The 20893-nt window shown below is 68.1% G+C and carries 20 protein-coding genes and 2 riboswitches; of the genes, 10 read left to right on the top strand and 10 right to left on the bottom strand.

Annotated features, from left to right (window positions below; all coding sequences use genetic code 11):
- Positions 1-72: 72 nt before the first annotated feature.
- Positions 73-268, bottom strand: a riboswitch (cobalamin riboswitch).
- Between the two features lie 221 nt (positions 269-489).
- Entirely contained in the window at positions 490-1656 is a 1167-nt protein-coding gene (locus tag AC3DEV_RS10085; RefSeq protein ID WP_488372005.1) for a M23 family metallopeptidase, read from the bottom strand.
- 92 nt (positions 1657-1748) lie between these two features.
- Between AC3DEV_RS10085 and AC3DEV_RS10080 the strand changes: the two genes are divergently transcribed.
- The 4 genes from AC3DEV_RS10080 (at position 1749) to AC3DEV_RS10065 (ending at position 5354) form a co-directional block, all read left to right on the top strand.
- Positions 1749-2642, top strand: a complete 894-nt coding sequence (locus AC3DEV_RS10080; protein ID WP_488372004.1) for a nitrite reductase — start codon at positions 1749-1751, stop codon at positions 2640-2642.
- Positions 2643-2662: 20 nt separating this feature from the next.
- Positions 2663-2737: riboswitch (cobalamin riboswitch) on the top strand.
- A gap of 73 nt (positions 2738-2810) precedes the next feature.
- Entirely contained in the window at positions 2811-3476 is a 666-nt protein-coding gene (locus AC3DEV_RS10075) for a precorrin-8X methylmutase (RefSeq protein ID WP_488372003.1), read from the top strand.
- Complete coding sequence (locus tag AC3DEV_RS10070; RefSeq protein WP_488372002.1) at positions 3473-5035, top strand: precorrin-2 C(20)-methyltransferase; 1563 nt, start codon at positions 3473-3475, stop codon at positions 5033-5035. Before AC3DEV_RS10075 ends, AC3DEV_RS10070 begins: the two co-directional genes overlap by 4 nt.
- A 142-nt stretch (positions 5036-5177) precedes the next feature.
- Entirely contained in the window at positions 5178-5354 is a 177-nt protein-coding gene (locus tag AC3DEV_RS10065) for a hypothetical protein (RefSeq protein ID WP_488372001.1), read from the top strand.
- Positions 5355-5442: 88 nt separating this feature from the next.
- On the opposite strand, the gene AC3DEV_RS10060 is transcribed toward AC3DEV_RS10065, so the two are convergent.
- The 3 genes from AC3DEV_RS10060 to AC3DEV_RS10050 all read right to left on the bottom strand — a co-directional run bounded on the left by AC3DEV_RS10060 (position 5443) and on the right by AC3DEV_RS10050 (position 9007).
- Positions 5443-6222: an SDR family NAD(P)-dependent oxidoreductase gene (locus tag AC3DEV_RS10060; RefSeq protein ID WP_488372000.1), complete on the bottom strand. Its 780-nt coding sequence runs from the start codon at positions 6220-6222 to the stop codon at positions 5443-5445.
- Between the two features lie 917 nt (positions 6223-7139).
- On the bottom strand, positions 7140-8225 hold the full coding sequence (locus AC3DEV_RS10055) for a sensor histidine kinase (RefSeq protein ID WP_488371999.1): 1086 nt from the start codon (positions 8223-8225) through the stop codon (positions 7140-7142).
- A gap of 92 nt (positions 8226-8317) precedes the next feature.
- Positions 8318-9007, bottom strand: a complete 690-nt coding sequence (locus AC3DEV_RS10050; protein WP_338082645.1) for a winged helix-turn-helix domain-containing protein — start codon at positions 9005-9007, stop codon at positions 8318-8320.
- 313 nt (positions 9008-9320) lie between these two features.
- On the opposite strand from AC3DEV_RS10050, the gene AC3DEV_RS10045 reads away from it, so the two are divergent.
- Together AC3DEV_RS10045 and AC3DEV_RS10040 are read left to right on the top strand one after the other, a co-directional pair.
- Positions 9321-10823 (top strand): multicopper oxidase family protein, encoded by a 1503-nt coding sequence (locus AC3DEV_RS10045; protein ID WP_488371998.1) that lies wholly within the window; start codon positions 9321-9323, stop codon positions 10821-10823.
- Positions 10824-10883: 60 nt separating this feature from the next.
- Positions 10884-11531, top strand: a complete 648-nt coding sequence (locus AC3DEV_RS10040; protein ID WP_488371997.1) for a DUF305 domain-containing protein — start codon at positions 10884-10886, stop codon at positions 11529-11531.
- Positions 11532-11747: 216 nt separating this feature from the next.
- Here AC3DEV_RS10040 and AC3DEV_RS10035 read toward each other — a convergent pair whose 3' ends face one another.
- Positions 11748-11960, bottom strand: coding sequence for a hypothetical protein (locus AC3DEV_RS10035; protein ID WP_312027428.1), 213 nt, complete (start codon positions 11958-11960; stop codon positions 11748-11750).
- A 39-nt stretch (positions 11961-11999) separates the two neighbouring features.
- On the opposite strand from AC3DEV_RS10035, the gene AC3DEV_RS10030 reads away from it, so the two are divergent.
- Together AC3DEV_RS10030 and AC3DEV_RS10025 are read left to right on the top strand one after the other, a co-directional pair.
- Positions 12000-13940, top strand: coding sequence for a heavy metal translocating P-type ATPase (locus AC3DEV_RS10030; RefSeq protein WP_488371996.1), 1941 nt, complete (start codon positions 12000-12002; stop codon positions 13938-13940).
- A 5-nt stretch (positions 13941-13945) separates the two neighbouring features.
- A complete protein-coding gene (locus tag AC3DEV_RS10025; protein WP_488371995.1) occupies positions 13946-14542 on the top strand; it encodes a CueP family metal-binding protein in 597 nt (198 codons plus the stop codon).
- A 95-nt stretch (positions 14543-14637) separates the two neighbouring features.
- Here the strand turns inward: AC3DEV_RS10025 and AC3DEV_RS10020 are convergent, their stop codons facing one another.
- Positions 14638-15027 (bottom strand): heavy metal-responsive transcriptional regulator, encoded by a 390-nt coding sequence (locus AC3DEV_RS10020; protein WP_061230215.1) that lies wholly within the window; start codon positions 15025-15027, stop codon positions 14638-14640.
- A 92-nt stretch (positions 15028-15119) separates the two neighbouring features.
- Here AC3DEV_RS10020 and merA point away from each other — a divergent pair, with 92 nt between their 5' ends.
- Complete coding sequence (gene merA, locus AC3DEV_RS10015; RefSeq protein ID WP_317815268.1) at positions 15120-16514, top strand: mercury(II) reductase; 1395 nt, start codon at positions 15120-15122, stop codon at positions 16512-16514.
- 259 nt (positions 16515-16773) lie between these two features.
- Here the strand turns inward: merA and AC3DEV_RS10010 are convergent, their stop codons facing one another.
- Positions 16774-17373 carry a cadmium resistance transporter gene (locus AC3DEV_RS10010; RefSeq protein WP_253003345.1) on the bottom strand — a complete coding sequence of 200 codons (600 nt, stop codon included), beginning with the start codon at positions 17371-17373 and terminating at the stop codon, positions 16774-16776.
- Positions 17370-17729 (bottom strand): Cd(II)/Pb(II)-sensing metalloregulatory transcriptional regulator CmtR, encoded by a 360-nt coding sequence (cmtR, locus tag AC3DEV_RS10005; protein WP_253003346.1) that lies wholly within the window; start codon positions 17727-17729, stop codon positions 17370-17372. The genes AC3DEV_RS10010 and cmtR overlap by 4 nt, the downstream gene beginning before the upstream one ends.
- 209 nt (positions 17730-17938) lie before the next feature.
- On the opposite strand from cmtR, the gene AC3DEV_RS10000 reads away from it, so the two are divergent.
- On the top strand, positions 17939-18535 hold the full coding sequence (locus tag AC3DEV_RS10000; RefSeq protein WP_488371994.1) for a recombinase family protein: 597 nt from the start codon (positions 17939-17941) through the stop codon (positions 18533-18535).
- Positions 18536-18836: 301 nt separating this feature from the next.
- Here the strand turns inward: AC3DEV_RS10000 and AC3DEV_RS09995 are convergent, their stop codons facing one another.
- Together AC3DEV_RS09995 and cbiE are read right to left on the bottom strand one after the other, a co-directional pair.
- Entirely contained in the window at positions 18837-19595 is a 759-nt protein-coding gene (locus AC3DEV_RS09995) for a cobalt-precorrin-4/precorrin-4 C(11)-methyltransferase (RefSeq protein ID WP_488371993.1), read from the bottom strand.
- Positions 19592-20836, bottom strand: coding sequence for a precorrin-6y C5,15-methyltransferase (decarboxylating) subunit CbiE (gene cbiE / locus AC3DEV_RS09990; protein WP_488371992.1), 1245 nt, complete (start codon positions 20834-20836; stop codon positions 19592-19594). The genes AC3DEV_RS09995 and cbiE overlap by 4 nt, the downstream gene beginning before the upstream one ends.
- Between the last annotated feature and the right edge of the window lie 57 nt (positions 20837-20893).

Here is a 20893-nt window from a genome sequence, read left to right as displayed (position 1 = left end):
GTCGTGCTGTGCCGCGGCGTCATCAGGGGACGCCAAACGCCGGGTGGGGCGCATGTTCTTCTCCAAACCCTCGTGGAACATGTCGCCGTGGCCGGTCTCCTGGCTTCCGCATCAACGCCGTGCGACCGACCTTCCCGGATCCTGGAGGATCCAGTGGCCTCCGCCCCCTGAGGGACGGACGAGGGTCGCATGACTCCGCGACTACAGTGGCGAGGGCCGCGCCGGCTTTTCCTCCGGCTTCCCGAACACCACGGCACGGGCGAGCCTATCCGGCGCACCCCGCCCGTGGCCGACCGGCTGCCGCGCGTCAGCCGGGGACGGCCATCCCGGTCAGGGGAAGTCCACCACCGCGAGGTTGAGGGGCAGCTCGTTCATCCGCGGCTCCGGCGAGAGGTCCGCGGTGTCGACGAAGGTGCCGGACAGGTAGTCGTCGGCGTCGGCGGTCCGCTGCGGCGGGACCTGCCCGGCGTAGTCGAACCCCTTCAGCTCCTACGGCAGCGAGTCGGCCTCGAGCAGGCTCGGCCCGTCCATGAGCTGGAAGTGCAGGTGCGAGGCGTTGGCGTTGCCGGTGTTGCCGAGCTTGCCCAGCACCTGGCCCTCGGTGACCGTGTCGCCGGGTTTCACCGTGACCGAGCCGGAGATCATGTGTGCGTACATCGCGAACACGCCGTCGCCGAGGTCGAGCACCACGTGGTTGCCGTCCACGTTCTCGACGGTGAGCTTGGAGGCCAGTTCCGGGTTGCTGGCGGGCAGGACCCCCGGCGCGTTGGCCTCCATACCGTCGAGGACCGAGACGACGGTGGCGTCGGCGACGGCGAGGATCTCGGCGCCGTAGTCCACGTAGCTCTCGTTGTGGTTCCTGTCGCCGGTGTAAAACTCGCCCTGGTCGTTGGTGCGCTTCCAGTCGATCGCGAAGCGCTGGCTGTTGTTGAGTTTGCCGTTGACCGACATCACCGAGCTGCGGTGCGGGAAGCCCGGTTCGCAACACCCGTTGAGGGCCACCCAGTTCTCGCCCCGCACGGGCGGCGCGATGACCGGCACGGTGCGGGTGGAGAAGGCGACCGGCGTCGTGAGGTAGTCGATGGGTCCGGGCTCACCGAACGCCGGCGAGGCGGCGCCGGTCCCGTAGAGCTGGTGCAGCACCGCGTCCGGGGCCTGGTCGAGCGAGTCGAGGGTGAAGTCGATGAACATGACCCGGCTCTCCTGCGGCGGGATCTGCGCGGTGTCGACGTACCCGGCGGGCAGGTCGCGCAGGCGGTTGCAGTCACCGAAGACGCAGTCCGGGTCCACGAGAGCGGCGGCGGAGAAGCTGGCGATGACCTTGGTGGGATCAGTGCCGTCCACCACGTCGATCTTGTCCACGCTCGCCGGCACCTTGGTGGCGTTGGTGAGCTGCAGGTCGTAGGCCACGTGGTACTTGCCGTCGGTGCCCTTGAACGGCAGCGGCGGGTTGCCGATGGGAATCATCGTCAGCGCGGTGAACGCGTCCGGGACGGTCACCCCGGCGACGGACCCGGCGGCCGGTGATGCCGTGGTGGTGGCGGCCGCTTCGGCGGCGGCGGGTTCGGTGGCGGCGTCCGACGAGCACCCGGCCGCGACCAGTGCGACTGCGGTGAGGGCGGAGCCGAGAAGGGTGGGTACGCGGCGAGGTGTCACGGTGGAGCTCCGTTTCTTCAGTTGTGAAGAAAAAACTTACCGCCGGGGATCGGGAAATTGAACGCGCGCGTCGGGCTGCCACAATGGCCCCCGTGAGCATCGCCGAACCCACCCGCCGGACCCGTGGCGACCTGTGCCCGGGCGTCCTGCGGCCGTGGCCGGCCTCCGACGGCGCCCTGGTCCGACTGCGCGTGCCGGGTGGCCGCGTGTCACCGGCGGCCCTGTCCGCCCTGCACGGGGTCGCCGTGAGATATGGCGACGACGACAACGTGCACGTCACGACACGCGCGAACCTGCAGCTTCGGGCCCTGCCGATCGGTCCGGACGGGCAGCTGCCCGGCGAGGTGGTGGCGGCGATCGCGGAGACGGGCCTGCTCCCCGCGCCCGGGCACGAGCTGGTGCGCAACGTCCTCGTCTCGCCGATGACAGGCCTGGGCGAGTCGTTCGGCGGGCAGGCCCGAGGCCGCGCGGACCTGCGACCGGTGACTGACGCGCTGGACGCCGGACTGCTGGCCGACCCTGCGCTCGGCGGTCTGCCGGGCCGATTCCTGTTCGTCCTGGACGACGGCCGCGGGGACCTGCTCGACCGCTCCTGCGACCTGGGCCTGGTCGCCCTGGATGCCGACACCGCACAGTTGCGGGTGGGCGACCGCTGGTCCGAGGTGGTGCCGCTGGCCTACGCCTCCGACCGGCTGGTCGGGCTGGCCCGCGAGTTCGTCCGGGCCCGCGGCACCGGCCCGGACGCGCCGTGGCACGTGCGGGAACTGCCCGCCCCCCTCGTCGCGGCCCGCACTGCGGACGGCCGACTGCCGAGCCCGGCCCCGGCGCTGCCGTACGGGCCGGTCGCGGGTTCGGCGGAGCCGATCGAGCACGTCGAGGCGCCGGACGGGATCCTCGACCGCGACCTCATCGCCCGGCTCACCGGCGGCGACGTCGCCGAGCTCATCGTGACCCCGTGGCGCGGGGTGCTGGCCGTCCGCGAGTAGGCTGCGGGCTGTCCCACGGCGAGGAACCCGGTGCAAGTCCGGGGCGGTTCCGCCACTGTGAGGCCCGTCGAGCCGATGGGCCCAGCCAGATACTCACCGGGGATCAGCGCGCTCCCACCGCGTCGCTGCGACTTCTCACACCGGGGCGAGAACCCCGAGGAGGACCCCATGAGTGCTGCCCTGAGGCCGCCGCGTCGCTACGACTACCTCGACGACGGGCCCGCCATCTACGTCGACTCCTTCGCGACCATCCGCGGCGAGACCGACCTGTCCCGCGTTCCGGCCGACGCCGAGCGACTGGCCGTGCGGATGGTCCACGGCACCGGCCAGACGGACCTGACCCGTGACCTGCAGGTGCACCCCGGCCTGGTCAGTGCGGCGAGGTCGGCGCTCGACGCCGGCGCGCCGATCCTCTGCGACGCCCACATGGTCGCCTCCGGGATCACCCGGGCTCGGCTCCCCCGCGACAACGACGTGGTGTGCACCCTGTCCGATCCCGGCGTTCGCGACCTGGCCGCGCGGATGGGCACCACCCGCTCCGCCGCCGCGCTGGCGTTGTGGGACGATCGCCTCGACGGCGCCGTCGTCGCGATCGGCAACGCCCCCACCGCCCTGTTCCACCTGCTGGAGATGATCCTCGACGGCGCTCCCCGACCCGCCGCGATCGTCGGCTGCCCCGTGGGTTTCATCGGAGCCGCCGAGTCTAAGGCAGCGCTCGCCGAGTTCGCCGACGACCACGGCATCGACATCCCCTTTGTCACAGTGCACGGGCGGCGCGGCGGGTCCGCGATGACCGCCTCTGCCGTCAACGCCCTGGCGCAGGAGGCGGAGTGACCGGCCGGCTGTACGGCGTCGGCGTGGGACCCGGCGATCCCGAGCTGCTCACCCTCAAGGCCGCCCGGCTCATCGGCGCGGCCGACGTCGTGGCCTTTCACGCCGGGCGCGGCAAGGAGTCCAACGCCCGCCGCATTGCCGCCGACCTCATCCCTTCTGGCGCGATCGAGGAGCGACTGGAGTACCCCGTGACCACGGGCGTCACCGACCACCCGGGCGGATACGCGGGCGCGATCACGGACTTCTACGAGCGCAGCGCGCAGCGGCTGGCCGCACACCTCGCCGCCGGCCGCGACGTGGTGCTGCTGTCCGAGGGGGACCCGCTGTTCTACGGCTCCTTCATGTACATGCACGACAAGCTCGCCCCTCGGTTCGACACCGAGATCGTGCCGGGCATTCCCGCGTTCGCCGCCGCAACCGCGGCGGCCGCCACTCCCCTGGTCCGGCAAACCGACGTCCTCACCGTCCTGCCGGGCACTCTGCCCGAGCCCGAGCTCGCGCGGCGGCTTGCAGACACCGACGGCGCAATCATTATGAAGCTCGGCCGCAACTTCCCCGCCGTCCGGCGGGCCCTCGAGGCGGCTGGTCGGCTCGACGGCGCGGTCTATGTGGAGCGGGCGTCGACCGACGCGGAGGCACATCACCCGGTCAGCGAGGTCGACCCGGACTCCGTGCCGTACTTCTCGCTCATCGTCGTCCCCGGCGACTCTCAGCACTCCGACCCCACCGGCCGCCGGCCCGCGCAGCTCTCTGCACCCGGGGAGCCCTCCCCGGCGCTTACCGCCGGCTCGGCCAACTCTGCCGACGAGCAGTCCCCAGCATCGCGCGGCGTCGTGCACGTCGTCGGCCTGGGCCCGGGCCCGACAGAGTGGCTGACCCCGGAGGCTTCGCAGATCCTGTCCGAGGTCGACCACGTGGTCGGCTACGCGCCGTACGTCGCCAGGGTTCCGCAGCGGCCCGGGCTGCGTCGCCATTGCTCGGGCAACACCGTGGAAGTCGACCGGGCTGCATTGGCACTGGAGGTGGCCCGCGCGGGTGAGCAAGTGGCCGTGGTCTCGGGCGGCGACGCCGGGGTGTTCGGTATGGCCTCGGCGGTCTTCGAGGCCGCGGACGATCCCCGCTTCGCCGACATCGACATCCGCGTCGCGCCCGGCGTCTCGGCCGTGCAGGCGGTCGCTGCGCGGGCCGGGGCCCCCATCGGCGCGGACTTCGCCGTCATGAGCCTGTCCGACCGGCTCAAGCCGTGGGAGGTCATCGAGCGCCGCCTCGACGCGATCGCGGCGGCCGACCTGGTGCTGGCCGTCTACAACCCGGCCTCGCGCTCGCGCACCCGTCAGGTCGCCGACGCCCGCGAGGTCCTGCTCCGCCACCGCTGCCCGACTACGCCCGTGATCGTGGGCCGTGACGTGGGCCGGGCCGAGGAATCGCTGACCGTCACCACCCTCGGCGAACTCGACTGTGGGTCGATCGACATGAAGTGCCTGCTCATCGTGGGCGCCTCCGGGACGCGGATCACGGACTCCGGGCGGGTGTGGAGCCCCCGATTCGTGCGGGCATGAGCACCGGTCCCGGCCCGGGCGACGATCGCGCGGACAATGTCGAAGCATTGTGGCGCGTTCTGGCAACGCGCGCCGGGACCATCGGCACTTCCACCACACCCCTTTCGCGCCAGACCGTCGAGCGGCTCCCCGCGTCTTCGCCGTGGCGCCGAGCGTCGGGCTGAGCCAACCATGGCACGTCACGAGCTTCGTCGATCCCGACCACTTCTCCGGGAGCGTTCCGCTGCCGGAGGACGCCCGTCCCCTGGCATACCACTGTTTGGGGCACCCCGCTCTGGAGCTCGAGGAGCCGCTGCTGCAGACCGTCGACTGGGTCTAGTGGCCGGCGGGAATTGACGGCCCGGCGGAGACCCACGACCAGCATTGCTGTTGAGATGCGCCCGGCATACGGGTCAGCCGTCAGCCCTCTACGGATGGAAGTACGAGGCTCCGTTGAGGTCGAGTACGGCGCCCGAGGACCAGACCGCCTCGGGGGAGGCAAGGTAGAGCACGGCGTGTGCGACCTCCTCCGGGGTGGCAACGCGACCGAAGGGGCTCTGTGCGCGCAGCCCATCGCCGTCCGGGCCAGCCAGTGTTGTCGCCTGGCGTTCGGTGGCTACGACGCCCGGCGCCACCGACGAGACCGAGATTCCGTACGGGGCAAGCGTCGCGGCGATTGACTGCCCGAACGCGTGGAGTGCGGCTTTACTGGCCGCATAGGCCGGGTGCTCGGGCTCGCCCTTGAACGCGCCGCGCGACCCGATGTTCACCACGGCGCCAGAACCGCCGCCTTCACGGAGCTGCTGCGCGAACGCCCAGGTGACGTGGGCGGCTCCCAGGAGATTGACCGACAACATCTGCTCCCAACGATCCGTCCAGTCCTCGAACGTTGCGTCTACGATCGGATGAGCGTTGAACGGGCTCGTAGCGATACCTGCGTTGTTGATCAGCACGTCCACTCCTCCCAACTCGCTCAGGACCTTCTGCACGAGGGCTCGGCACTGGTGCGGGTCACTGATGTCGGCGTTCACCATGACGTGCCCCTCGCCATCAAGGGACTCGAGCGTACGTCGAGCTTCCTCGGGGCGCGATGCGTAGTGAACAGCCACGATATCCCCGAGCCGGGCAAACGCCTGTGCCACGGCACGGCCAATACCCTGGGTGGCGCCGGTGACCAGCACCCGCCGTCCGGACGCGGGCACGGTCATGTCCGTTGCCCACAGTCGGTGCGCTGCGACTCGATTGCAGGCCCTGCGCCGCCGGAGATCAACCGGTGCTGCTGGACGCAGGAGCTCAAGCGGACGCAGGCGGTAGGGCCAAGGGCCCCGATGAGCCGTTCATCATTGTCGCGAGGCGTCATGCTTGTTGAGATTACGCGTGCGCGCTCGAGACGGGCGGCTGTATTTACGTCCCGCGCCACGGGCAACCCATCAGGCCTTATCCACTTCGTAAAGCGGGCATGCGGTGAGGATCTCCGGACCAGGTTCGGCGACCAATCCCGTCGCCTCACTATTACGGGCATGCGCGACAGCGGCCGACTTGAACCCAAGTAGCCAGAGCCCGCAAGAACCATCGCTGTAGGGACGTTCTTCTCTACTTCATCAAGGTCGCCGAACTTGGAGCCCGCCAAGCCTCACCGTAGCCACTGTCACCTGCGATGTGGCGCTGGAGTATGTCGCCGGACCCGATCCATCTCAGGTGATTGGAACAATGGCCGAGAAGCGTGATTGTGTAAAGCTACGAAGGTCGGCACCCTAAGAATGCAACAGATGTGGCTTCTAGCGGACCAGCCAGGTCTCGCCCTCACACATCCGAATAGTGACCTTCTCCCCGCTGTTGTTGCGGCCGGTCACCTTCACCAGTCCGGATGGTGTGACAACTTGCTTGCTTGCCTTCACCCATGACTGCTTTTGCTCGTCAAAGACTTCCGAATGATGTCCTAGACCGTTCACGGTCCATCGTCGTTCCGTCAATTGTCTCCCCTTGTCTGGTTTTGCCCTCGGCCCGTGCGGGGCCGAGATGGCGTCGCCCGAAGACCGTGAGATCCCCTCATGTTAACTCGGGAGACAAATCTGTAGATGCCGAGAGATCAGCGAGGATGGGCGCATATACAGGGCGGACTAGTTTATGACTGCATTGTGGTTCCTTGCGCCTCTCGCGCACAGGGGAGTTCGAGTGTGAATTGTGCTCCGTGGCCTGGACCGCGGCTGCTTACTCGGATTCGCCCTTCGTGTGCTTCGACCAGTGCTCGGGTGATCGCCAGGCCGATTCCGGTGCCGCCTGCGTTTCGGCCTCGGGCGGGATCGGCTCGGTAGAAGCGGTCGAAGAGATGATCCAGGTGCTGGGCGGCGATCCCTTCCCCGGTGTCAGAGACGGTGATCGCGGTTGTGTTCGTTCTCGAGGGAACAGCGCTGAGGGTGACGATCCCTCCGGTTGGTGTGTGTCGTAAGGCGTTGTCGAGAAGGTTTCCCAATACCTGTCCGATTCGCTCGACGTCCACAGTGACGTCGGTCGGTTCGATCTCACCCATGTGCAGCTGGACACCTTTGTCCGAGTAGCGTTCGCGTGCTGCGTTGACTGCCGTTTCCACCAGGGCTTTAGTGGTGGTTCGGGCTGGTTGCAGTCGTGTGAGGTATTCTTCTGCATCGGAGACGTCGACGATGTCCGACGCGAGGCGTTCGAGCCGCCGGGTGGCCGCCCACAGCACCTGCCTTGTGGAGTCGTCGAAGGTACGGACTCCGTCGTCCACGGCCTCGAGGTAGGAGTCGATGGTGGCCAGCGGGGTGCGCAGCTCGTGACCCAGATCTGCGAGCATCCTCCGCCTGGTGACGTCTGTTGCATCGAGACGTCGGGCCAGTTCGTTGACGCTGGTCGCCAGATCGTCGAACTCCCGACCAAGTTTCGGGCTCGCCATCCGGGTCTCGTAGTGCCCTCGAGCTATGTCTGACGTCGAAGTGGTGACCATGGTGACCGAGCGCTGGACTCGGCGGGTGAGGTACCAGCTGGTGAGCAAGGCCACCAGGACCGCGATGGCCACCGCCAGCCCCCAGGCCAGGACTATGGCGACCGTGAAGGCTTCTTCGACGTGGGCTGCTTCGTTCGAATCGTGATCGATGCCGGCTTGACCGAGGTGGTCGTGGAAAATGCCCGGGGCCAGGGCGGAGGCGACGAGCCACGCGCTGACGGCGCACCCGACGACCACGCTGGACATGGCCAGGAGCAGGCGGGTACCGAAGCTGAATCCAGCGATGCGTCGAGTGGTGCGGGGCCCAGTTGTGGCCGCGTCCGGCGATGGTATGTCGTTCACTGGCCCGTTCCCATGCGGTAGCCAACTCCTCTGACCGTGCGCACGAAACGGCCTCGGGAGGCATCGTCGCCCAGCTTGCGGCGAAGGTGACCGATGTGGACGTCCACCAGGTGGTCATCGCCCACCCAGTTCGGGCCCCACACGGCGGCCATGAGCTGCGCTCGGCTAAAGACGACCCCAGGGTCGCGGGCGAGCGCGGCGAGGATGTCGAACTCGGTGCGGGTCAGCGCGACATCGGCGCCGCCGACGGTGACTTCTCGGCCCGCGGTGTCGATCGTCAGGTCGCCGACGGTCCGTACCTGTTCCGGCGCCCTGCCGTGGTGGGTCTCGGTGCCGATTCGAGGTCTGCGCATCATCGCCTGGATCCTGGCCGAGAGCTCGCGTGGGCTGAACGGTTTGGTCATGTAGTCATCCGCGCCGACGGACAGGCCGATCAGCGTGTCGACCTCCTCGGTCCGGGCCGTGAGCATGACGATGTAGGCGTCGGAGTGCGTTCTGACCTGCCGGCATACCTCGATCCCGTCCAGCCCGGGCAGCCCGAGGTCGAGAACGATGACATCGGGATCGATTCGGCGAGCCAGACCCACCGCTTCCTGTCCGTCCCCGGTGATCGTGACATCGAAACCGTCGCGCTCAAGATACGACCCGACCAGGTCCGCCAAAGGCTCCTCGTCATCGACCACCAGCGCCCGCGGACCGGCAGGCTGCTGGGCATGCGAACGGCGAACGCCAGAAACGGAAGGGGACATGCAGGCCATCATCGCCGCAACTCCTGGCAGTCCCTCACCCAGGTGGGCGCCTTGACCGAATCTTCACACGATCTCCATCGAGAACGCTCGGGTAGCCGGTCACCATGGGCGGTCGAGTCGGACACCGGAGGTACCTCATGCTCGGATGGGTGACATTCTCGGTCGGCGCTGTGGTCGTCACCGCACTGTGGGCGTCAACCTTGCTGCTGGTCACTGCCCTGTTCGGGCCGTCGCCCTCGGCGGGCGACCGGTGAAGGAGTTGTCGCGGCGGGCATTTCTCATCGGTTCGGTCCTGGCCGGCGCGGGTGCGGTGACCGCCTGCAGCGAGCCGGGGCCCTCGGGGGGGCCGGTATCGGCGTCGGATCCGGCGATCCGGGACCTGGAGGCCGAGCGGCAACGACCGGGACAGCAGGTGGTGAACGCTCGGCTGTCCCCGCGCCCGGTGGAGGTCGATCTCGGTGGTCTCGTGGTGTCGACCTGGGCATTTGCTGACACTGTTCCGGGTCCGGTCCTGCGGGCCCGGGCAGGAGATCTGCTGCAAGTCGAGGTGGATAACCAGCTCGACCAGGAGACGAGCGTGCACTGGCACGGCATCGCCCTGCGCAACGATATGGACGGAGTGCCCGGTCTGACCCAGGACCCGATCCGTCCGGGCGCCCGGTTCACCTACGACTTCACCGTCCCGCTCGCCGGCACACATTGGTACCACTCACACTCAGGGCTACAGCTCGACCGGGGCCTGTACGGTCCGCTGATCATCGACGATCCCGCCGACCCCGGGGACTATGACCACGAATGGATCGTCGTCCTCGACGACTGGCTCGACGGCATCGACGGCACTCCCGAGGACGCCGCCGGGCGAGTGGGCATGGATGCCCCCGGCACTCGGGGTCGGCCGATGGCCGGAATGGGGCACGGCCCGATGGGGGGCGCCCGGTCCAGCAACCCGATGATGACCTCCCGGTTGCTCGGTGTCGCCGGGGACGTCCACTATCCGCACTACTTGGTCAACGGCCGAGTCCCGGCCGATCCGATCTCATGGACTGCCAGCCCGGGCCAACGCGCGAAGATCCGGTTCATCAACGCCGGGGCGGACACGTTCTTCCGCGTCGCCCTCGGCGGACACACGATGACCGTCACCGACACCGACGGCTTTCCCACCGCGCCCCAGGAGACGGAGGCGATCCTGCTCGGAATGGGCGAGAGGGTCGACGTCGTGGTCACGCTGACAGACGGGGTGTTTCCCCTCTTCGTCGAAGCAGAAGGCAAGAACGGGTACGGGTACGCCCTTGTGCGCACCGGGGCCGGTGAGCTACCCGCCGACCCGCGCCCCGGCGAACTCGACGGACCGGTGCTGCTGGCCGCGGACCTGACCCCAGCGCCGGACTCACGACTGCCCGGCCGGGGGCACGACCGCTACCTCAGCGTCGACATGGGCGGCAGCATGATGCCGTATCGCTGGACACTCAACGGCCAAACCCACCCCGACACCACGCCGCTGGAGGTCTCCCGCGGCGACCGGGTCCGGATGCGGCTGCGCAACATGTCCGACATGGCCCACCCGATGCACCTTCACGGTCACACCTTCGCCCTCGCCGACAGCGGGCTGCGCAAAGACACCGTCACGATCCGCCCCATGCGGACTATCGAGATCGAGTTCGAGGCGAACAACCCCGGCCAATGGGCGTTCCACTGCCACAACGCCTACCACCAGGAAGCCGGAATGATGACCACCTTGTCCTACCTCGCCTGACCACCACCCGATCGACACACCACCCGATCTTGACGCCGACCCGAAAGGACATCGACCACGATGACCCGCACCACTCTGCTCCTGACCGCAGCCCTGACCGCCGTTGCCCTGACGCTGTCCGCCTGCACCGACAGCACCGACAGCACCGACAGCACCGAAGCCTCGCCCGCCGCGCCCACCACCGCGGCCGGCGCCACCACGTCCGTGACCGGCACCGCTGCCTCCGGCCAGGACGAGGAGCATTCGCAGGCCGACGTGATGTTCGCGCAGATGATGCTCCCGCACCACCAGCAGGCGATCGAGATGAGCGACATCATCCTGGCCAAGGACGACATCCCCGCCGACGTCACGGCGCTGGCCGAGGAGATCAAAGCCGCCCAGGGCCCCGAGATCGCGCAGCTGACCAACTGGCTCGAGCAGTGGGAAGAGCCCATCGAGGCGCAGGATGGTCACGGCGGTCACGACATGTCCATGATGGAAGGGATGCTCTCCGACGACGAACTTGAGCAGCTGTCCCAGGCCCAGGGAGTCGACGCCGCCCGGATGTTCATGGAGCAGATGATCGCCCATCACCAGGGCGCCATCGCCATGGCCGAGGACGAGGTCGAAAGTGGCCGCTACCAGCCCGCGGTCGAGTTGGCCCAGACCATCATCGACACCCAACAGCAGGAGATCGACACCATGCGCGACCTGCTCACCTCGCTCTAACCACCCCATCGCCATGGGCCACCCCGGCCCGGCACGACACCCGAGACACCACACCACGCGGAGAGGAAAATCCATGTTCTCCACAACGCGCTCTGCGCTCCCGCTCACGGCCGTCAAGGAAGCGTGTTCGTGCTGCTCCACGCCCACGGACCTAGAACGGATCGACGCCACCGGCCGTCCGCAAGCTGACGATGATGCCGCCCTGGCCGCCGGCGCTCACACGGAGACAGACAAATGAGTCAGCCACACGATCACCACCACCATGATCGGCGCGGCGAACCCGGTGACGGTTCGGACGGCCGCCCCGACGACATGGCCACATCGGTAGCCGAACATCATCACCCGGGCGCCGCTGACGACGCGGCCGGCCACGGCCACACCGGACAGCACCACACCGGTCATGAAGCCCACGGCGGTCATGCGGGCCACGCAGACCACGTCGGGCAGTTCCGACGGCTGTTCTGGATCATGCTCGTCTTGGCAGTGCCGGTGGTCGGCTTCAATGACATGTTCGCCGACCTCATCGGCTACCAGCTGCCGGAGGCCGACTGGGTGCGGTGGGTCTCCCCCGCCCTGGGCACAGTGATCTACCTCTGGGGCGGTCGGCCGTTCCTGACCGGCGCGCTGTCCGAGCTCCGCGCTCGCCAGCCCGGCATGATGCTCCTGATCGGCCTGGCCATCACCGTGGCGTTCATCGCCTCCTGGGGCGCTACCCTGCGCATCCTGGATCATGAGCTGAACTTCTGGTGGGAACTGGCCCTGCTGGTGGTGATCATGCTGCTGGGCCACTGGATCGAGATGCGCTCCCTGGCGCAGACCACCTCCGCACTCGACTCCCTGGCGGCGCTGCTGCCGGATGAGGCCGAGAAGGTCGACGGCGACGACGTGGTGACAGTCGCTCCGGCCGACCTGGTGGTCGGCGACGTGGTGATCGTCCGCCCCGGTGCTTCTGTGCCCGCCGACGGCAAGATCATCGACGGCTCGGCCAGCATGGACGAATCCATGGTCACGGGCGAATCCAAGGCGGTCCGCCGCGGCATCGGCGAGCAGGTCGTCGCCGGCACGGTGGCCACCGACTCCGGCTTGCGCGTCGAAGTCTCCGCAATCGGTGACGACACCGCGCTGGCCGGGATCCAGAAGCTGGTGGCCGACGCACAGGCGTCCTCCTCGCGTGCCCAGCGCATCGCCGACACCGCCGCCGGCTGGTTGTTCTGGTTCGCCCTCGCGTCGGCCGTGATCACCGCGGTCATCTGGAGCGCTCTCGGGTTGCCGGACGCGGGTGTGGTGCGCACGATCACCGTGCTGGTCATCGCCTGCCCACACGCGCTGGGATTGGCGATCCCGCTCGTGGTCTCCATCGCCACCGAACGCGCCGCCCGCGGCGGCGTACTGATCAAGGACCGCCTCGCGCTCGAGTCGATGCGCACCGTCGACGCCGTCCTGTTCGACAAGACCGGCACCCTGACCAAGGGCGAACCCACCGTCACCGGAATCGAATCAATAGACGGACACACCGCCAACGAGGTGCTTGCCCTGGCTGCCGCGGCCGAGTCCGACAGTGAGCACCCGCTGGCCAGAGCCGTCGTCGGGGCCGCACGGGCCCGCGAACTGACCGTGTCGACGGCGATTGACTTCTCCTCCTCCCCGGCCGTGGGCGTCAAGGCCACGGTGGACGGCACCGTCGTCGAGGTCGGCGGCCCCTACCTGCTCGATCAGCACGCACGCGATGAACTGCCCGTCGCCGACCAGTGGCGCGACGAGGGCGCGATCATCCTGCACATCCTCGCCGAGGGCCGGGTGATCGGCGCGCTGCGGCTGGCCGACGAGATCCGGCCCGAGTCCCGCGCGGCCGTCGACGCCCTGCATGCTGCCGGTGCGCAGGTCGTCATGATCACCGGCGATGCCCGCGCCGTGGCCGACACCGTCGCCGCCGAACTGGGCATCGACCGGGTCTTCGCCGGGGTCCGGCCAGAAGACAAGGCCGCCAAAGTCGCCGAACTGCAGTCCGAAGGCAAGAAGGTCGCCATGGTCGGCGACGGGGTCAACGACGCGCCCGCACTGGCCCAAGCCGACGTCGGCATCGCCATCGGCGCCGGGACCGACGTGGCGATCGGCTCCGCCGGGGTAATCCTGGCCTCATCGGATCCGCGCTCGGTGCTCTCGGTCATCGAACTGTCCCGGGCGAGCTACCGCAAGATGAAGCAGAACCTGTGGTGGGCCGCCGGCTACAACCTCGCCGCCGTGCCCCTGGCCGCAGGTGTCCTCGCCCCGATCGGATTCGTACTGCCCATGGGCGTCGGCGCCATCCTCATGTCCGCCTCCACGGTCGTCGTTGCTCTCAACGCTCAGCTGCTGCGTCGTCTCGACCTGCGCCCGGACACCGTCACCACAGCGATGCAACGAGGATGAATCCGATGAACGCCACCCACTCCACTCGGAGACGAGCCGCGACCGCGCTCGTTGCCGCCGCTGCCCTGACCCTCACCGGCTGCTCGATCGGCACCTCCGACAGTTCAGTGCCGGAATCTCACCCTGCGTCGTTGGAGCACTACGACCTCGCCGGCCTCGAGGCACCCCAGATCATCAACACGCTCGACACCATGCCGGTGGCCGACAGGCCAGACGATCTGATCGCCTCGGTGCAGCCGACAGAGGTGGTCTTGACCAGTAGCGATGAGAGCCTCGAGACGATTCCTATTCCAGAGGACCAGTTCTATCTGTCAGTGGCGCCCTACAACACCAGCACCCACCCCTGCCAGTTCCACAGCCTGACCACCTGCCGCGGCGAGATGGCCACCGAAGAGGTGCACGTCACAGTCACCGATACCGCCACCGGAGACATCCTCATCGACGAACCACGCACCACCTACGACAACGGCTTCCTCGGATTCTGGCTACCGCGAGACATCACTGCCACGCTCACCATCGACTACGACGACAAGTCGGCCACTGTTCCGATCGCCACCGGAGACCAGGACCTCACCTGCCTGACCACCATGAGACTCACCTGACAACCCCCCTCCCCGCATCAACAACCCCCCGCCGGGTCGCGGCCACCGGCCGGCAGGGAAGGCGGTGCGTCCCGCATGGACCACAGCACCGCCAGTCAGAGGTAGCGGCAGATCGTCTCGGCTTGGCAGGTCGCAGGGTCCACTGTGCGGCTGGCGGACTGGAGCTGGGCGACTGCCTGACGCAGCTGCAAGAGATCGGCTATCTGCTGGTCGATCTCGTCCAGTCGAGTCACCAGGAGCGTGTCGACGTGAGCGCAAGGTGCCTGTCCGTCATCGCGAATCCGGAGGATCTCACCGATGCGGGCAAGCGATAGTCCCGCGCTCTGGCCCCGCCGGATGAAATCGAGCCGGGAGATCACGTGCTCGGGGTAGTCACGGTAGCCGTTGAGGGTTCGTTGTGGGGGCGGGAGCAGGCCCACGGATTCGTAGTAGCGAAGGGTTTTCGGAGTGGTGCCCGCCGTGGCAGCCAGTTCGCCGATCCTCATTGGAATTACCGCTCCTTCGAGACCGCCTGGGTTGACCTTCCAGTGCGCTGGAAGGTCCATCCTAATGAGCGAAGAAAGAGAGGGGCCATCTGATGGAACCGGGTTTCGAATTCGATTTGGCGGTGGTGGGCTCCGGCGGGGCAGCCATGGCGGCCGCTATCACCGCTCGCCAGGCCGGCAGGACGGTGCTGGTGATCGAGCACGGCACCATCGGCGGCACCTGCGTGAACATCGGGTGCGTCCCGTCCAAGGCGCTGCTGGCCGCTGCCGGCACCCGCCAGGTCGCACTGACCAATCCCTTCCCCGGGGTCCCCACCCTCGCCCGGGGCGTTGATCTGGGAGCGCTGGTCAAGCAGAAGGACCAGCTGGTCACTCGACTGCGAGAGACCAAGTACGCCGACGTCGCGAACGCCCATGGCTTCGAGATCCGCCGTGGGGAGGCTTCCTTCCTCGATCCCGACACTCTGGTGATGGATGGGGATCCGGTGGCGGCCGGTTCGGTGGTACTGGCCACCGGAGCAGAACCGGCACTACCGAAGGAGGTGACCGGGCTGGACGAGGTGGAGCATCTGACCTCGACCACCGCCATGGAATTAACTGAACTGCCCGACTCCATGATCGTCATTGGCGGTGGCTACGTCGGTATCGAACAGGCCCAACTCTTCGCCCATCTGGGCACCCGGGTGACCATCATCGGCAGGATCACCCCTGCTGCCGAGCCGGAGATGGTCGCCATCCTTCGCCAGGCCCTGGCTCAGGACGGGATCACGGTGATCGAGGAGCACGCCACCTCTGTCGACCGGCAGAACGCACAGGTCACAGTCCGTACCGCTTCGGGCCGCAGCCACTGCGCAGAACGGCTACTAGTGGCCACCGGGCGTCGCCCGTCCACAGACCGCCTCAACCTGCCAGCCGCAGGAATCGCCACCGACCCGGACGGATTCATCCTCGTCGACGAGCATCAGCGCACCACCAACCGGCGCGTCTTCGCCGCCGGTGACGCCACCTCGGCACCCCAGTTCGTCTACGTCGCTGCTGCCACCGGGAAAGCCGCCGCGGCCAACGCCCTTCGCACCGATCCGCAGGGCCCAGGCGAGGTCGTCGACTACACCGGACTGCCAGCGGTGATCTTCTCCCGCCCCCACCTGGCCACCGCCGGGCTCACCGAGGCCGCAGCCCGGGCCGCCGGGCACCGCTGCCAATCCCGGGTGATGAGCTTCGAGGACCTGCCGCGCGCCTTAGTCGACCAGGACACCCGCGGGGCGATCAAGATGGTCGCCGAAACAGAAACCGGAAGAATCCTCGGACTCAGCGCAATCGGAGACCACGCCGGAGAAGTCATGCTCGCGGCGACTTACGCCATCACAGCCGGGATGACCACCCGCCAGATTGCCGACACCTGGGCCCCCTATTTGACCGTCTCCGAAGCTCTGCGCCTGGTCGCAGGCACCTTCCACACCGAACTGCCCACCTCCTGCTGCGTCTGACCACCGCCTCGCGTGGCGGGATTAATCGCTCAGTCGCGGCATTTTGTGATCGCCTCAGAAAGCTACATCACTCCCACATCCGTAAAACGATCAATTTTGGGACAGTTGTTGCATTCGCGAATTGTTGTGGACTTGATCGCTTTGTGGCGGTCTTCTGTGGCTACTTCTTGGCGGCGACGTACCAATCGGGCGTTCTGGCCGGAAGAATCAGAGCGAGTCGGCGGCTCACGGGTGCGTGGTGGGGTTTGCGTCGGTTCTGTCAGAGTCCGAATGCTCCGCCGCTGATCAGGATGAAGGCGCCCAGGCCGATCAGGACAGTCGGGAACAGGATATGTTCCCAGCGCTCTAGGACTTCGGCGATCGGTCGGCGGGTGGCGACGAACTTGGCCAGGCCCACCAGTCCCGCCACCAGCACCAGGAACACGATGCAGTAGGCAACTACGGCTCCCGTGCCCACGTTGAGAAAGACGGGGACGTAGACGCCGATGTTGTCGCCGCCGTTGGCGAAGGTTACGCCGGCCACGGTCCATACGGCGACGTTCTTGCCCTCGATCTTTGCGTCGTCGTCGTCATCATCGTCCCCGCGCCAGGCCTGCCACGCGGCCCGCAGTCCCAAGCCAAGTGGGATCAGCCCGAAGTAAGGGATGGCCCCCGGGGGCAGGAAGGCTCCCGCGCCCAGGGAGACGAGCACAGCGACGCCGAGGATGCCGACGAAGCCAAGATACTGGCCGGCCAGAATGCGTGCGGTGGTTCCGCGTTGGCCTGCTCCGCGGGCGAAAAACAGCGACAGGACGATGATGTCGTCGATATTGGTGGCAATGAACAGGCCGATCGCCTGCAGGGCCGAGGACAGGATCACGCCTGCACCTCCGTGGCGTGACAACCCGGCACTGAGCAGTCGGGCTCCAAGCAGGGGGCGTTTTCGTTGACCGCGAGGGTGACCTCGACCAAGGAGGATAGCGACCGCGCCAAGTGCGGGTCTGCGATCTCGTACCGGGTCTGGCGGCCTTCGGGCACTGCGACAACGATCCCGCAGTCGCGCAGGCATGCCAGATGGTTCGACACGTTCGACCGTGTCAGCTCCAAATCGCAGGCCAGCTCCGCCGGGTAGGCCGGCTGCTGCAGCAAGGTCAGCAGTATCCGGGACCGCGTCGGGTCGGCCATCGCCCGCCCTAACCGATTCATCACATCCACACGCGAAACAATAGTCAGCACTTGCTGAACTATACAGCGTCTGCTGAACTGTTGTGACAACGCCTTAAAAACCTAAAGGTTGTCAAGACACTTAACCTCGTCCAGGACTACGGCCAGTTTTGAACAGGTTTCCTGGCGCTACAGGCACCCACCGGAGTCTCACTAAGTCGTCTTGACGTAATTTGTTTCAGAGCCGGCTTCGGTAGGGATTTGTGAGGCAGAATCGGGCTATGAGGCATCTGGGGTACACTCGCGTCAGTACTGCGAGTCAGGACGCGCAGTTGCAGCTGGATGCACTCGTGGATTCCGGGGTGCAGAAGCGCGACGTCTTCGCCGACGTCACCTCGGGGAGCCGGGCCGCGATCGAGCGCCCGGGGATGAAGCGGCTGTTGGACTACGTCGAGCCCGGCGATACGGTCGTGGTGTGGCGCATTGACCGCCTCGGCCGCTCCCTGATCGATGTCCTCAACACCGTGAACCTGCTTCGCGACAAGGGCGTGAAGATCCGATCGCTCTCAGATGGCATCGACCCGGAGACCACTTCCGGGCGGTTGATGCTGGGCATGCTGGCCACGCTGGCCGAGTACGAGCGCGAGCTCATCACCGAGCGAGTCAACGCCGGCATCGCCGCGGCGAAGCAGAGCGGCACTCGGTTCGGCCGGCCCCCTGTTGATCCCACAGTGATCGCCGAGAAGCTCGAGATCGCCCAAGACGCCCGAAGAAAGGGCCGGACCGCCGCCGAAGCAGCCAGTCTGGTCGGCTGGTCCCGAGCCACGCTTTACCGCCACCAGCAGGCAGCTCGCAACCGGCAGGTACTCCCCCACTGACGATGAAGCGAGCACCTCTGGGCTCTAGACCCTAAGAAATGCACGTGCCACAGAACGTTCGTGGCCTTTTGAACCAGGAGGAAGCCCAAGCTGAGTGATGCCCCGCTGCCGTGTACCCCACAGGGGAGGTGGCTACGCTTCGGTGCTGGCGAGCGCAGCTTAAGCCTCTCCGATCCACGTGGGTCTCGCAGCTGGCGTTCCTGGCGAGCCACGCGGCCCTTCGCCGATACCGTTGCGTCGGTTCGGGCTTCCTGCCGGCCGGAGGACACCGTCTGTTGCCCGCTGCCTTCGGCCAATCCGCTCAGCCCCGCCGCTTCGACTCCCGCTCCGGGCTTGACGCGTACAGCCACGACTCGGCCTCCCCCGGTCTGACCAGCGCGCGACCGACCAGGATCACCGCGGCCTGGCGCAGGCCGGCGGACTCGACCGCGTCCGCGATGTCGGCGAGCGTGCCGCGAAGATCCACGCGGTGCGGGCGGCTCGCGTTGGCGACCACCGCCACCGGGCAGTCCGCGCCGTGGGTGGGCACCAGACGCTCGGCCAGCTCGCGGATCCGGGTGATGGCCAGGTGCAGGACCAGCGTCGCGCCGGTGGCGGCAAAGCTCTCTAACGACTCAGTCGACGGCATCGCCGTCGACCGAGCCTGAACGCGGGTGAGCACCACCGACTGCACCACCTCGGGAACCGTGAGCTCCACCCCCAGCTCGGCGGCGGCCGCCGCGTAGGCGGGAACACCAGGAACCACGTCCCACGGCACGCTGGCCGCGTCGAGGCGGCGAGTCTGCTCGGCCAGCGCCGAGTACAGCGACGGATCGCCCGAACACAGCCGGACCACCTCAAGACCCTCGGCATGGGCGGCGACGATCTCCGCGATGATCCCGTCGAGGTCCAGGCGCTGGGTGTCCACCAACCGGGTGCCTGGGCGGCAGTGATCGAGCACCCCGTCGTCGAGGTAGGTGCCCGCGTACAGGCACACGTCGGCCGCGGCCAGCGCCGCAGCCGCCCGCAGGGTGAGCAGGTCCGCGGCGCCGGGCCCGGCTCCCACAAAGTGAACGGTCACGAGGTCTTCCCTATCTCCTGGACATCAGTCGCGGTCGAGCGAGGCCTCACGGCGGACCATTGCACCACGGCCCGCGTCGGCGCCCAGCCGGTGAACCTGCCGATCGAATCTGTCTGCTCGACCTGCAGCCGGATGAGCTCCCCGCCGAATTCGGCGCGGGCGTCGATCAGTGCGCGCTCGGTCTCCAGGGTCACGGCGTGTGCAACCAACCGGCCGCCCGGGGCCAGCGCGTCCCAGCACTGTTGGAGCAGGCCAGAGGCAGTGCCGCCCCCGCCGATGAACACCGCGTCGGGGCGGGGCAGGCCGTCCAGAACCTGCGGGGCGCGGCCGTTGACGACCTCCAACGACGGCACCCCGAGCCGCACGGCGTTGCGCGCGACACGCGCCGCCCGCTCGGGATCGGCCTCCACAGCGACAGCCCGACACAACGGGTGCGCGCGCATCCACTCGATGCCCACCGACCCGGCGCCGGCGCCCACGTCCCACATGAGCTCGCCGGCCGAAGGAGCGAGCCGCGACAGCGCCGAAGCACGCAGGTCGCGGCGGGTGAGCTGGCCGTCGTTCTCAAAGACGTCGTCGGGCAATCCCGGCGCCAGCCCGAGCGGGCGGGCGGAGGGATCGGCCACGCACTCAACCGCCAGGACGTGCAGCGCGGGCACCTCGCGACCGTGCGACCAGTCGCGCGCCGGGCAGCTGAATCGCGCTTCGGCCGGGCCCCCGAGATCGGCGAGCACGGTCATCGCGCTCCCCCCGAAGCCGGCGCCCCGGAGCGTCGCGGCGACTTCTCCCGGCGTGTGCCGATCGGCCGAGAGCACCAACACACGCCGCCCCGGTGCCAGTTCACGACCGAGCCCGCGGTGGTCGCGCAGCACCGCCACGGACTCGGCCGGCCACCGCATCCGGGCGCGGGCCAGAGCGACCGAGGACACCGCCGGGAGCACCTCCACCGCATCCGCGCCCAGCCCATCGATCAGGGTCGTGCCGATCCCCGCGACCAGCGGATCGCCCGAGGCCAGGGCCACGATCGAGCGCCCGCGGAATCGCTCGAGGAGCTCCGGCAATCCGTCCCGCAGCGGCCGCGGCCACGGCACTCGTTCGGCCGTCACGTCGCCCGGAATCATCGCCAGATGACGCTCCCCGCCGAGCACCACATCGGCGCCCAGGACGGCGCGGCGGCGGGCCTCGTCGAGCCCCGCCCACCCGTCGCCGCCGATGCCGACGACCACCACCCGTGCATTCATGACGCGGAACCCTACCGCGACACCTGAGGCGCCCCGGGACAGGCCGTTGGGCTAGCC

The organism is Dietzia sp. IBK-p2-15D (assembly GCF_057773105.1).
The sequence above is the reverse complement of the archived record's forward strand: the minus strand, read 5'-3'. Positions and strand labels throughout refer to the sequence as shown.

Bases quoted from the DNA above. Each gene is read 5' to 3' on its own strand.
- AC3DEV_RS10000 (WP_488371994.1), top strand. From the start codon at position 17,939: ATGAGGCATCTGGGGTACACTCGCGTCAGTACTGCGAGTCAGGACGCG.
- AC3DEV_RS10020 (WP_061230215.1), bottom strand. From the start codon at position 15,027: ATGAGGATCGGCGAACTGGCTGCCACGGCGGGCACCACTCCGAAAACC.
- AC3DEV_RS10055 (WP_488371999.1), bottom strand. From the start codon at position 8,225: ATGTCCAGCGTGGTCGTCGGGTGCGCCGTCAGCGCGTGGCTCGTCGCC.
- merA (WP_317815268.1), top strand. From the start codon at position 15,120: ATGGAACCGGGTTTCGAATTCGATTTGGCGGTGGTGGGCTCCGGCGGG.
- AC3DEV_RS10075 (WP_488372003.1), top strand. From the start codon at position 2,811: ATGAGTGCTGCCCTGAGGCCGCCGCGTCGCTACGACTACCTCGACGAC.
- cbiE (WP_488371992.1), bottom strand. From the start codon at position 20,836: ATGAATGCACGGGTGGTGGTCGTCGGCATCGGCGGCGACGGGTGGGCG.
- AC3DEV_RS10025 (WP_488371995.1), top strand. From the start codon at position 13,946: ATGAACGCCACCCACTCCACTCGGAGACGAGCCGCGACCGCGCTCGTT.
- AC3DEV_RS10040 (WP_488371997.1), top strand. From the start codon at position 10,884: ATGACCCGCACCACTCTGCTCCTGACCGCAGCCCTGACCGCCGTTGCC.
- AC3DEV_RS10030 (WP_488371996.1), top strand. From the start codon at position 12,000: ATGCTCGTCTTGGCAGTGCCGGTGGTCGGCTTCAATGACATGTTCGCC.
- AC3DEV_RS10060 (WP_488372000.1), bottom strand. From the start codon at position 6,222: ATGACCGTGCCCGCGTCCGGACGGCGGGTGCTGGTCACCGGCGCCACC.